This window comes from Azospirillum agricola, from assembly GCF_017876095.1.
Classification (GTDB): domain Bacteria; phylum Pseudomonadota; class Alphaproteobacteria; order Azospirillales; family Azospirillaceae; genus Azospirillum; species Azospirillum agricola.
This window is the reverse complement of record NZ_JAGINM010000004.1, coordinates 348,788-361,352: the sequence shown is the minus strand read 5'-3', so window position 1 is coordinate 361,352 and position 12,565 is coordinate 348,788. Positions and strand designations below refer to the sequence as shown.

Below are 12,565 nucleotides of genomic sequence, written 5' to 3'. Positions count from 1 at the left end.
ACTCGGTTCCCTGTCCATGGCGCTTGCTCAACGTCTCGATCTCCGACAAGCCCAAACACTGGTGATGACGCCGCAGTTGCAGCAGGCGATCAAGCTGCTGCAACTGTCGAACATCGAGCTGTCGGACTTCGTGGACCGCGAGATCGAACAGAACCCGCTGCTGGAGCGCGACAGCGGCCCCGGCGACGGCGGCAGCGACCCGGTCGGCGGCGAGGCGCAGGGGGGGCTGGACGGGCCGGGCGGCGCGGAGCCGGGCGGCTCGCTGGCCGACAGCCTCAACGGGCGCGACGACGGGCCGGCCCCGCCGTCGGCGGACGGGCGCACCCGCGACACGGTGGAGCTGACCTCGTCGGACACCATGGGGGCCTCGTCGGAATCGCCGCTCGACACCGATTTCGAGAATGTCTACGCCGACGACCGCTTCTCCGACGGTTCGGACGGCGGCAACGAGGTCTACGGCTCCTACAGCGAGCGCGGCGGGCGCAGCGGCTTCGAGGACGACGACTCCAACCTGGAGGCGACGCTCACCGGCGAGATCAGCCTGCGCGACCACCTGACCGAGCAGCTCAAGATCGACCTGCCCGACCATGGCGACCAGTTGATCGGGCTGGCGCTGATCGACATGCTGGACGAGGCCGGCTGGCTGGTCGGCTTCGACGCCGCGGCGCTGGCCGGACAGCTTGGCTGCGATCCGGCGCGGGTGGAGCGGGTGCTGACGGCCTGCCAGCGCTTCGACCCGCCGGGCATCTTCGCCCGCTCGCTGAAGGAATGCCTGGCGATCCAGCTTCGCGAGAAGAACCGGCTCGACCCGGCGATGCAGGCGCTGCTCGACAATCTGGAGCTGCTGGCGGCGCGCAACCTGCCGGCCATCATGAAGGTCTGCGGCGTCGACGCCGAGGACGTCGCCGACATGGTCGCCGACATCCGCAAGCTGAATCCCAAGCCGGCGCTGTGCTTCGACCACACCCCGGCGCAGCTCGTCACCCCCGACATCCTGATGCGGCCCAACCCCGGCGGCGGCTGGTTGATCGACCTCAACCCCGACACCCTGCCGCGCGTGCTGGTCAACCAGCGCTATTTCGCGCGCATCTCCGACGCCACCCGCAACAAGGCCGACAAGGAGTATCTGGCGGAGAAGTTCCAGTCGGCCAACTGGCTGGTGAAGTCGCTGCACCAGCGGGCGACCACCATCCTGAAGGTGGCCTCCGAGATCATCCGCCAGCAGGACGCCTTCTTCATCCACGGCGTCTCGCACCTGAAGCCGCTGATCCTGCGCGACATCGCCGAGGCGATCGGCATGCACGAGAGCACGGTCAGCCGCGTCACCACCAACAAGTTCATGGCGACCCAGCGCGGCGTGTTCGAACTGAAGTATTTCTTCACCTCGGCCATCCAGGGGGCCGACGGGCAGGCCGCCCATTCGGCGGAGGCGGTGCGGCACCGCATCAAGACCATGATCGACGCCGAGAAGCCCGAGGACGTCCTGTCCGACGACAAGCTGGTGGAGATTCTGCGCGCCGAGGGGATCGACATTGCGCGGCGGACGGTCGCGAAGTATCGTGAAGCGATGAAAATACCGTCGTCGGTGCAGAGACGCCGTGCCAAGATGTCACGCATGTAGCCGGAACCCGCGGGGGCGCGCTTCGTTGACAGTCTAGGGACCCCCGACTAAGGTCGCGGCTCGCGTACGGCGGACCGTCGTCTCTCCATCGTCCCCAGCGGACCAATATTGGAAACGTTCCAACATGCAACTGACTGTCAAAGGCAAGCAGCTTGACGTGGGCGACGCCCTGCGCACCCATGTGGCCGACAGCCTGACCACCGTCGTCGGCAAGTACTTCAACAAGCCGATCGAAGCCAACGTCGTTCTGGCCAAGGACGCGCACCTCTACAAGGCCGACATCCAGGTCCATGTGGGCCGCGGCATCGTCCTGCAGAGCGCCGCCGACGCGACGGAGCCGTATCCGGCCTTCGACACGGCCTGCGACAAGCTGGCCAAGCGCCTGCGCCGCTACAAGAGCCGCCTGCGCGACCACCATGGCGAGAACGGCTCCGCCGCCGTCGAGGCGCTGCCCGCCCGCTACCAGATCCTGGAGGCCGAGGCCGACGACCACGAGGCCGAGGCCCCGGTCGACGGCGCGCACCAGCCGATGGTCGTGGCCGAGATGGAAACCTCCATCGCCACCCTGTCGGTCAGCGAGGCGGTGATGCGCCTGGAGCTGGCCCAGGCTCCGGCGCTGATGTTCCACAACGGCGTGCACGGTCGCCTGAACATGGTGTACCGCCGCGCCGACGGGAACATCGGCTGGGTCGATCCGGCGGAGAAGGCCGGCGCCTGACCCCAGGCGCCGACCCTTTCCCCCTGGTCTGAAGCCTCATGCTCGACCTCATAGCGCCGCACGCCATCCTCCCGAACCTGAAGGCCGGCAGCAAGAAGCAGGCCCTCCAGGAGCTGGCGCGCAAAGCGTCCGATCTGACCGGTCAGCACGAGCGGGCGATCTTCGACGTCCTCCTGGAACGCGAGCGGCTGGGCACGACCGGCGTGGGGCATGGCATCGCCATTCCCCACGGCAAGCTGTCCAGCCTCGACCGTGTCCACGGCGTCTTCGCCCGCCTGGAACGTCCCATCGATTTCGACGCGATCGATGAGCAGCCGGTGGATCTGATCTTCCTTCTTCTCGCCCCGGAGCAGGCGGGGGCCGACCATCTGAAGGCGCTCGCCCGCGTGTCGCGCCTGCTGCGCGACCAGTCCATGTGCGAGAAGCTGCGCGGTGCCCAGTCGGGCGACGCGATCTACGCCCTGTTGACCCAGCATGAGGCCAGCCCGACCGCCTGACGGGCTTCCATGACGGGACGTACGCCGCGAGGGCCGCCGCACGGGTTGCGCGGCCCTTTTTCTTTGGGCCTCTTTTCTTGGGGCGGCATCGGCGTATAGTCGTCGTCATGCCGAACACGCTGCGCAAGGTCTGGATTTCGCCGGGTGACTATCTCGCCGCCGAACGGACGGCCGAGCTGCGGCACGAGTATGTCGATGGCGAGATCTTCGCCATGGTCGGCGCCAGCCGCCGGCACGCGGGGATCGTGGCCCGCTTCGGCTTCGCCATCCGGCAGGCGGCCCTGCGCCGGGGCTGTGATGCCTTCCTGAACGACGTCAAGGTCCGCGTCGAGGCGGCGAACGCCTACTACTACCCGGACATCGTGGCGACCTGCCATCCGGGCGACGACGATCCCTATGTGGTCGAGGCGCCGGTCCTGGTCGTGGAGGTGCTGTCGGACAGCACCGAGGCGGTCGACCGCCGCGAGAAGCGGGTGAACTACCAGACGATCCCCTCCCTGCGCGAGATCGTGCTGGTGGCGCAGAACGAACGGCGGATCGAGATCTACCGCCGCGAGGGCGGTGGCTGGGTCGCCGACATCGTCACCGAGGGCGAGGTCACGCTGGCCGCGTTGGACCTTTCTCTGCCGCTGGCCGCGGTGTACGAGGACTGAGGGGAGGCGGGGCGCTCGGGGGCGCCGAGGGGGGCTCGCTCTTGCCCGGCTTCACCGTTTCAAGAAGGCGGATGATCCGTTCGAACTCCGGGAAGACTTTCGCGATGCCGCTGGCCGGCTCGAGGAGTGTCACGAACAGACACGCGGCCGCCACCACGGTCAGGCTTCCGCCGATGATCATCTTCGCTGTTCCCTTGACCAATTCGGGGCGAAGCTCCTTGCGGACATCCTGGGCGAAGCGGAACAGCTCCTTTGCGACGGCGGCAGAGCCCTTCGTGACGCGCAGCAGCGCGGTCAGGAAGTTGCGGGCCGAAAGCGCGTACATCGCGACGCGCCACCGTTTCAGGTCGTCGGCGGCCGGTTCGGCACTGTCTTCCGACAGGGTGGCGAAGGCGGCTCGGGTGTCCGGCCCGACGACCTCCGCGTCCTTCACCCCCTCGCGCAACATATCGAGCTGCAAGATCAAGGTGGCGGCGTTGTCCGCTGACAGGCTGTTCGCCAGCCGGTCGACATCCCGTCTCCACAAGGTGGGCAGGCAGTGGCACAGGCGGCGCGCGGTGTCGGCGAGATCGCCTAGATCCGCCAGGATGCGGGACGGCAGTTCCGCCTTGTCCTGCGGGTTGTCGAGCGCGTTGGCGAGCCGTTCGAGGGAGATGGTCCGGGAATCCACCAGCGCCGGGCGGAGATCGGCGGTGCGCTCGCTCAGAACCTCCCGCAGCTTGCCGACCTTGCGGGCGATGTCGGGAGGGAGGTTGTGGCCGCGGTCGGCGAGATCGTCGAGCAGCCCTTGCGCCTTGTCGCGGGCCTCATCCAGATAATCCTGCGCGATCCCCCCATCCTCGGGCAGGGCATCCGGCGGCAGGATTTCCAGGCGCCCGTCACGCCAGTCGAACAGATAGGGAGCGGGCTGCTGGGCCGGCAGCTTGTCCAGGGCGTCGGCGAGCGCGGCCGGGCTTGCGACGTCGGCCGGGGCGATACTGTCTGAGTCGTCTTTTTCCTTCAGCCACTCCACAATATCGGCATTAACCGCCTTCGGGGGGCGCCTCCACCAATCATTCTCCTGACTGCCGATCCGTAAGGTCAATGTTTCGCCAAAAAAGTCACGTGGCGGTGCGCCGCTTTTCAGGCCGGCTAACGCTTCGTACCAACGGATCCAGGGATGAAAGCCATGAGCGGTAGCAAAATCGCTTTTCGCGAAGCGTATCCAGATATTGTGAATCTGTTTTGGTGCACCCTCTGGCCACAGTGGCTGTTTCGCTAGCAATGCTCCCAATTCGGTGTCTGAAGATTCTTGGTGTTCCAATAGCCAATAGGCATCATTGGACAATGACAACCAAACGTCGGCGGCGGCGGCGTAGGCGCGAGCATGGGTGGCGTCAGCGGCAGCATCGGTGGCGGCATAGGCAGCGTCAGCGGCGTCAGCGACAGTGTGGGCGGCGGCAGCGGCAGTGGCAGCGGCAGCTGCGTGGGCGGCGGTGGAGGCAGCGGCGTTAGAGGCAGCAATTATATACTTACCTGGAAAAATCTGCGTAGGTAAAGCCAGGAAGTTGGCGCGAATCGTTGCGAGGATCAGGCGTTCTCGCCAACCGGGTGGCTTGCTTCCCATCGCTGTTTCGCCAGCCACCAAGCCGTCAAGTGGCAACACGCGTAGCGCGATGCGGAAGGCGAGCGCACGTGACCAGTCGATCGGCTTGTCTCGAAGCCAGAGCTTCACATCTCTGCGGGACTTGAACAATAATCGATCTGTCAAGATATATTCATCCGCTGTTGCGCGTTATGGTTATGTAAAATTCCGGCATGCGGCTTGGAAACATTTTCGTCCCACTAAGTCTCCCTTTAGAATAGAGGGTTTTTCAACAGTCGACAACTGGAAACATTTGAGGCTTTTCCTCAAGAACCGAATTCGTAGGCCAACGACTCTCTTCCGAAGTGGGACGAAAAACGCTCACACACGCTCGGCCCAGCCCATGTAGTTGACCTCCAGGTCCTTCGGATTCAGCCGGAACTCGTCGGCCAGCGGGTTGTACGTGATGCCGGTCAGGTCGCGTACGCCCAGCCCGTACGCGCGTACGGCGGCGTTCAGTTCGGACGGGCGCAGGAATTGGCGCCAATTGTGGGTGCCGCGCGGCATCCAGCGCAGGATGTACTCGGCCCCGACGATGGCCAGCGCGAAGGATTTCGGGGTGCGGTTCAGCGTGGCGAGGAACAGGACGCCGCCCGGCGCCAGCAGATCGGTGCAGGACTTCACGAACAGGTCGACGTCGGCGACATGCTCGATCACCTCCATCGCCAGCACCACGTCGAAGCGCTCGCCGCCGGCGGCCAGATCCTCGGCGGTGGTGGTGCGGTAGTCCACGGCGGTGCCGGTCTCGGCGGCGTGGGTGGCCGCCGTTCTGATGTTCTTTTCCGAGGCGTCGACCCCGACCACCGTGGCGCCCATGCGGGCGATCGGCTCGGCCAGCAGGCCGCCGCCGCAGCCGATGTCGACGACGCGGACGCCGGCCAGCGGAGAGGGCGCCAGCGGATCGCGGCCCAGCCGCCTGCACACCGTGTCGCGGATGTAGGCGAGGCGCAGCGGGTTCAGCCGGTGCAGCGGCCGGAACTTGCCGGCCGGATCCCACCATTCGGCGGCGATGGCGGAAAAGCGGGCGACGTCCTCGGGATCGATCGTTCCAAAGGACGTTTCCGAGGGCGTGGCGTGCGGAGTTCCGGCGGTCGCGGTCATGGCTGGGATTTCCGTGGGGTGGTTGACGGTTGGCATGCGGGGCAACCTTGCCTCGCTGTGAGCGAGGGAGTATGGATACGCCGCCCCGCGCCGGCAACGGTAGAGCGGGGGTGCCGCATGCCGCCCTTCGTCACGGATCTCGCCAGGGCTCCCGTGAAGGCGGCCAGAGAATTGGTGTGAGGTATGGCGCGGATCGTCCTGAAGTTCGGAGGCACGTCGGTCGGCGACATCGACCGCATCAAGAACGTGGCCCGGAAGGTCGAGCAGGAAGTCAAGGCGGGCCATCAGGTCGCCGTCGTCGTGTCGGCGATGTCCGGCGTGACCAACCAGCTCGTCAAATACTGCAACGAGATCGACAAGCTGCACGACGCGCGCGAGTACGACGCCGTCGTCGCCTCGGGCGAGCAGGTGACCTCCGGTCTCCTCGCCGTGGCCTTGCAGTCGATCGGCATCCCGGCGCGCTCCTGGGCGGGCTGGCAGATTCCGATCCACACCGACGACACGCACGGCAAGGCGCGCATCGTCTCCATCGACACCACCCAGATGGAAAAATCCATGCAGACCGGCGAGGTCGCCGTGGTCGCGGGGTTCCAGGGGGTGACGAAGGAGGGGCGCATCACCACGCTCGGCCGCGGTGGCTCCGACACCTCGGCGGTGGCGCTGGCGGCGGCGGTGAAGGCCGACCGCTGCGACATCTACACCGACGTGGACGGGGTCTACACCACCGACCCGCGCATCGTGACCAAGGCCAAGAAGCTCGATAAGATCACCTACGAGGAGATGCTGGAGCTGGCCTCGCAGGGCGCCAAGGTGCTTCAGACCCGCTCGGTCGAGATGGCGATGAACCACCGCGTGCGCGTGCAGGTGCTGTCGAGCTTCGAGGCGGCGGCGGGCAGCTCGCTTCCGGGAACCCTGGTTGTTGACGAGGACGAGATCGTGGAAAAGGAAGTTGTGAGCGGCATCGCCTACAGCCGCGACGAGGCGAAGATCACCCTGGTCGGCGTCGCCGACCGTCCGGGCGTGGCCGCCGCCATCTTCGGGCCGCTGACCGACAACGCCGTCAACGTCGACACGATCGTCCAGAACGTGTCGGAGGACGGCAAGTCGACCGACATGACCTTCACCGTCGGCAAGGCCGACCTCGCGCGCGGCGTGAAGGTGCTGGAGGACGCGAAGGAGACGCTGAACTACAAGCGCATCATCTCCGACGCCAACGTCGTCAAGGTGTCGGTCATCGGCGTCGGCATGCGCAGCCACGCCGGCGTCGCCCAGCGGATGTTCAAGGCGCTGGCCGACAAGGGCATCAACATCCAGGTCATCTCGACCTCCGAGATCAAGATTTCGGTCCTGATCGCCGAGGAGTACGCGGAGCTGGCGCTGCGCGCCCTGCACACCGCCTATGGCCTCGACGCCGCCTGACGCTGCGTTGAGGAAACAGGGAAGGGAGAGCCGGGCATGACCGAGACGGCGACGACCGTAACGGCGGCAAGGGCACGGCTCGACCGGCTGTGGGCGCGCGGCTGCGCCTTCCTCGGCACGCGCACCGCCGTGATGGGCGGCGCGATGAGCTGGGTGTCGGAGCGGAATCTGGTCTCGGCGATCTCGAACGCCGGCGGTTTCGGCGTCCTGGCCTGCGGGTCGATGGCGCCGGACCAGCTTGCGGCGGAGATCGCCGGCACCAAGGCGCTGACGGCGGAGCCGTTCGGCGTCAACCTCATCAACATGCACCCGGAACTCGACCGGCTGATCGACGTCTGCCGCGAGCAGGCGGTCGGCCATGTCGTCATCGCCGGCGGCTTTCCGTCCGGCGCCACGCTGCGCCGCATCAAGGACGGCGGCGCCAGGGCGATGGCCTTCGCGCCGACGCTGGTCAGCGGCCGGCGCATGGTCCGCCAGGGCGCCGACGCGCTGGTGATCGAGGGCACCGAGGCCGGCGGCCACATCGGCCCGGTCTCCACCACCGTGCTGGCGCAGGAAATCCTGCCCGACCTGCGCGAGGTCCCGGTCTTCGTCGCCGGCGGCATCGGACGCGGCGAGGCGATCGTCGCCTATCTGGAGCTGGGGGCGGCCGGCGTGCAGGTCGGCACGCGCTTCGTCTGCGCCAGCGAATCCATCGCGCACGCCAACTTCAAGCAGACGTTCATTCGCGCTTCCGCGCGGGACGCGCAGGTGTCGGTGCAGATCGACCCGCGCTTCCCGGTGATCCCGGTCCGCGCGCTGGCCAACGCCGGCAGCAAGGCCTTCATGGAGCTTCAGCGCGCCGTGATCGCCAAGGTCGACGCCGGGGCGCTGACCCGCGACGAGGGGCTGCTGGAGATCGAGCATTTCTGGGCCGGCGCCCTGCGCCGCGCGGTGATCGACGGCGACGTCGAGACCGGTTCCCTGATGGCCGGCCAGAGCGTCGGCCTCGTCACCCGCGAACAGCCGGTGACGGACATCCTGGCCGAATTGATCGCCCAGGCCGAAACGGCGCTGGCGCGCCGTGGCGGCGATGGGGCATCCTTGGACAGGACGGAGGTGGCGGAGGCGGCGGAGACGCCCACGGCTCTGGGAGCGTTGTAGCGATGACCAGCACCCTCGACCTGACGGCCGGCCCCAGCTTCGACGGCGCCTCCTCGCGCCGGCTGCTGGCCCATCTGCGGGACATCATGGCCGGGTCGGGGTCGGGGCAGGAGCGGCTGGACAAGATCGTCACGCTGATCGCGGCGGAGATGCGGGCCGACGTCTGCTCCTGCTACGTCATGCGCGCCGGCGAGGTGCTGGAGCTGTTCGCCACCGAGGGCCTGAACAAGACCGCCGTCCACAACACCCGCCTGCGGGTCGGCGAGGGCATCGTCGGCTACATCGCCGGCCACGCCCGGCCGCTGGCGCTCGACAACGCGCCGTCGCACCCCAGCTTCGCCTACCGGCCGGAGACCGGCGAGGATCCCTTCCTGTCGATGGCCGGCGTGCCGGTGCTGCGCGGCGGCAAGGTGCGCGGCGTGCTGGTGATCCAGCACAAGGACCGCCGTCCCTACGTCGAGGAGGAGGTCGAGAGCCTCCAGACCATCGCCATGGTCGTCGCCGAGCTGGTCGCCCAGAGCGAGCTGGTCGGCGCGTCGGAGGTCTCGACATCCGGCGACCCGGTGCTGCTGCCGGCCCGCCTGTCGGGTGTGGCCATGAGCCCCGGCCTCGCCATGGGGCTGGCGGTGATCCACCGCCCGCAGCTGACCATCCGCCAGCTGGTGGCGGAGGACGCCGAGGCCGAGCTGGAGCGCTTCAACGCCGCGCTCGTCACCATGCACAGCGCCATCGACGATCTGCTGGAGGCGGCGACGCTGGCCGGCTTGGGCGAGCCGCGCGACATCCTGGAGACCTACCGGATGTTCGCCGAGGACCGCGGCTGGCTGTCGCGCATCCGCGAGGCGATCCGCGCCGGCCTGACGGCGGAGGCGGCGGTGCAGCAGGTGCAGAACGACACCCGCGCCCGCATGAGCCACCTGACCGACCCCTACATCCGCGAGCGGCTGCAGGATTTCGAGGATCTGACCAACCGGCTGCTTCAGCACCTCGCCGGCAAGACCTCCAGCGCCGACGGGGCGACGCAGCCGGACGACATGATCCTGGTCGCCCGCTCGATGGGGCCGGCGGAGCTGCTGGACTACGACCGCTCGCGGCTGCGCGGCCTGCTGCTGGAGGAGGGAACCCCCTCCAGCCACGTCTGCATCGTCGCCCGCGCGCTGAACATCCCGGTGGTGCAGGCGGCCGACGCGCTGAACCGCATCGAGGCGCTCGACCAGCTGATCGTCGACGGCGACCACGGGCAGGTCTTCATCCGCCCGGCCGAAGACATCCAGATGGCCTTCGCCGACAGCGTCGCGCTCCAGCACCGCAAGGAGCAGATGTACGCGGAGATCCGCAACCTGCCCTCGGTGACGCGCGACGGCGTGCCGATCTCGATCCAGCTGAACTGCGGCCTGCTGATCGACCTGCCGCATCTCCAGGCCAGCGGGGCGGAGGGCATCGGCCTCTACCGCACCGAGATCCCCTTCATGGTCCGCGCCTCCTACCCGGACGTGAAGGCGCAGACCGAACTCTACTCCCGGATCATGGACGAGGCGGGCGAGAAGCCCATCGTCTTCCGCACGCTCGACGTCGGCGGCGACAAGATGCTGCCCTACATGACCGGCGGCGAGGAGGAGAACCCGGCGCTCGGCTGGCGCGCGGTGCGCATCGGTCTCGACCACCCGTCGCTGCTGCGCCAGCAGCTCCGCGCGCTGTTGCAGGCCGCCGCCGGGCGGCCGCTGTCGGTGATGTTCCCGATGATCGCCGAGGTCGCCGAACTCGACGCCGCCCGCCGCCTGCTCGATCTGGAGCTGAAGCGGCAGGCCGGGCAGGGCGTCGAGCCGCCGAGCCGCCTGCGCGTCGGCACGATGATCGAGGTGCCGTCGCTGCTGTGGCAACTGCCGGCCCTGCTGCCCAGGGTCGATTTCCTGTCGGTCGGCTCCAACGACCTGATGCAGTATCTCTACGCCGCCGACCGCGGCAACCCGCGCACCTCGACCCGCTACGACGCGCTGTCGCCGGGGATGCTGTGCGTCATGCGTCGGCTGGTCGATGAATGCGCCAAGAACAAGGTGCCGCTCAGCCTGTGCGGCGAGATGGCCGGGCGGCCGCTCGACGCCATGGCGCTGATCGGCGCCGGCTTCCGCACGCTGTCGATGGCGCCGCCCTCGGTCGGGCCGGTGAAGACGATGCTGCGCTCGCTCGACGTGGCGGCGCTGCGGCAGTACATGTCGGGCCTGTATCTTGGCGCCGACCACAGCCTGCGCGACAAGCTGAAGACCTTCGCCCGCGATCACGGCGTCCTCATCTGAGGATGGCTTGATCCGAGGGGGCTTGGCGGCCTCAATCCGGTTGCGCCGCCGGGGCGGCTTGTCGTACCCATTCCGCTTGCGCGTCCCCGGCGGGGATGCCCGACCCAGCGAGACGGCAATTCCATGGCCAAGCGCAAGCTTTTCGACGATTACGTCCCGGTTCCGGCCGGTCCCACCGTCTCCGAAACGTTGCGCGACGCGCGCATCGCCATGGGGCACGAGCTGCGCGACGTCGCGTCGATGCTGCGCATCCGCTACCCGTACCTCCAGGCCATCGAGGACGGGCGTTTCCAGGATCTGCCGGGCGCGGCCTACGCCGCCGGCTTCCTGCGCTCCTACGCCGAGTATCTCGGGCTCGACCCGGAGAGCATCGTCGCCCGCTACAAGGAGGAGGCGGCGGGGGCCCTGCGCCAGCAGGAGCTCTACCTGCCGACCCCGGCGACGGAGGAGCGGGTTCCCGGCGGAACGCTGCTGCTGATGACGCTGGTGCTGGGCGGCATCGTCTATGGCGGCTGGTACTATCTGTCGGCGACCGACCGGTCGATGGCCGATCTGGTGCCGGCGCTGCCCGACCGGCTGGTGTCGCTGCTCGACACGCTGCCGTTCAGGGGCGGCGCCGCGCCGTCCGCCGACCCGGCCCCGCCGGCCGTTTCCCAGTCCGCCCCCCAGCAGACGGCGGCGCTGCCGTCCTCCACGGCTCCGGTTCCGGCCGCTGCGCCGTCCGCTTCCGTTGCCGCGCCCCCTCCCGTTTCCCCGGCGACCACCTCCCCCCCGCTGGCCACCCCATTGGCCGCCCCGGCGGCGCCGGCTCCCGCTCCGGCCGGGGCCTCGTCTCCCGTGGTGGCGCCGCCCCTGCCGCCCGCCAAGCCGCCCGCCGTCGCGGCGCTGCCGCCGTCGGCGGCTCCGGTTCCGCAGACGCCCGCTCCGGCGGGGGTGACCAACGTGCCGCCGCCTCCGGCGGAGGACGACGACGAGGGGTCGCCGCAGGAGCCGACGCCGCTGGCCGCCGCCCCGCCGCCGGCCGCCCCGGCCCCGCGCCCGGCGGAAGCGGCCCCGGCCAACCCGAACGCCAAGGTCTACGGGCTGCAATACCAGAATGTCCGGCTCGTCCTGAAGGCGACCCAGGAGAGCTGGTTGCAGATCCGCGACGGCAGCGAGATCGTCTTCACCCGCGTGCTGAAGCCTGGCGACACCTACCGCGTTCCCGACAAGGCCGGGGTGCGGGTGCGCACCGGCAACGCCGGCGGCCTTGTGGTGGTCGCCGACGGCGCGGAGAGCGGCCCGCTCGGCTCGGTCGGTCAGGTGCTGCGCGACGTCTCCATCGACGCCCATGGTGTCGTCCGCCCCGCCGGGCGCTGAGCCCGGCGCCGCGAAACCCCGTGTCGCGGAACCCTGTGTCCTGGAACTGGCGCTTGAATCCGCCGCGGGGGACCGTACTTCTGACGTGACCCCGGCCGTGTGCGCACACACGGATCCCGGCCCCCCGTCGTCGCCC

At 68.6% G+C, this 12,565-nt stretch carries 10 protein-coding genes; 8 read left to right on the top strand and 2 right to left on the bottom strand.

The features are described from left to right. The first annotated feature begins 16 nt into the window (after positions 1-16). From rpoN to J2847_RS08080, 4 genes are all read left to right on the top strand, one after another. Positions 17-1,621, top strand: coding sequence for an RNA polymerase factor sigma-54 (gene rpoN, locus J2847_RS08095; RefSeq protein ID WP_209778467.1), 1,605 nt, complete (start codon positions 17-19; stop codon positions 1,619-1,621). A gap of 124 nt (positions 1,622-1,745) precedes the next feature. Next, positions 1,746-2,339, top strand: a complete 594-nt coding sequence (hpf, locus tag J2847_RS08090; protein ID WP_085555375.1) for a ribosome hibernation-promoting factor, HPF/YfiA family — start codon at positions 1,746-1,748, stop codon at positions 2,337-2,339. Positions 2,340-2,377: 38 nt separating this feature from the next. After that, positions 2,378-2,836, top strand: coding sequence for a PTS IIA-like nitrogen regulatory protein PtsN (gene ptsN / locus J2847_RS08085; protein WP_085555374.1), 459 nt, complete (start codon positions 2,378-2,380; stop codon positions 2,834-2,836). Positions 2,837-2,943: 107 nt separating this feature from the next. Beyond that, positions 2,944-3,489, top strand: coding sequence for a Uma2 family endonuclease (locus J2847_RS08080; protein ID WP_209778466.1), 546 nt, complete (start codon positions 2,944-2,946; stop codon positions 3,487-3,489). On the opposite strand, the gene J2847_RS08075 is transcribed toward J2847_RS08080, so the two are convergent. Then, positions 3,434-5,224 (bottom strand): hypothetical protein, encoded by a 1,791-nt coding sequence (locus J2847_RS08075; protein ID WP_209778464.1) that lies wholly within the window; start codon positions 5,222-5,224, stop codon positions 3,434-3,436. The genes J2847_RS08080 and J2847_RS08075 overlap by 56 nt on opposite strands. 210 nt (positions 5,225-5,434) lie before the next feature. Then, entirely contained in the window at positions 5,435-6,214 is a 780-nt protein-coding gene (ubiG, locus tag J2847_RS08070) for a bifunctional 2-polyprenyl-6-hydroxyphenol methylase/3-demethylubiquinol 3-O-methyltransferase UbiG (RefSeq protein ID WP_211114646.1), read from the bottom strand. A 183-nt stretch (positions 6,215-6,397) separates the two neighbouring features. Here ubiG and J2847_RS08065 point away from each other — a divergent pair, with 183 nt between their 5' ends. The 4 genes from J2847_RS08065 to J2847_RS34570 all read left to right on the top strand — a co-directional run bounded on the left by J2847_RS08065 (position 6,398) and on the right by J2847_RS34570 (position 12,429). Further along, complete coding sequence (locus J2847_RS08065; RefSeq protein WP_209778463.1) at positions 6,398-7,633, top strand: aspartate kinase; 1,236 nt, start codon at positions 6,398-6,400, stop codon at positions 7,631-7,633. Between the two features lie 36 nt (positions 7,634-7,669). Next, entirely contained in the window at positions 7,670-8,776 is a 1,107-nt protein-coding gene (locus J2847_RS08060) for an NAD(P)H-dependent flavin oxidoreductase (protein WP_209778462.1), read from the top strand. 2 nt (positions 8,777-8,778) lie between these two features. Then, positions 8,779-11,070: a phosphoenolpyruvate--protein phosphotransferase gene (gene ptsP / locus J2847_RS08055; protein ID WP_209778459.1), complete on the top strand. Its 2,292-nt coding sequence runs from the start codon at positions 8,779-8,781 to the stop codon at positions 11,068-11,070. 123 nt (positions 11,071-11,193) lie between these two features. Then, on the top strand, positions 11,194-12,429 hold the full coding sequence (locus J2847_RS34570) for a helix-turn-helix domain-containing protein (RefSeq protein WP_209778458.1): 1,236 nt from the start codon (positions 11,194-11,196) through the stop codon (positions 12,427-12,429). Positions 12,430-12,565: the final 136 nt, after the last annotated feature.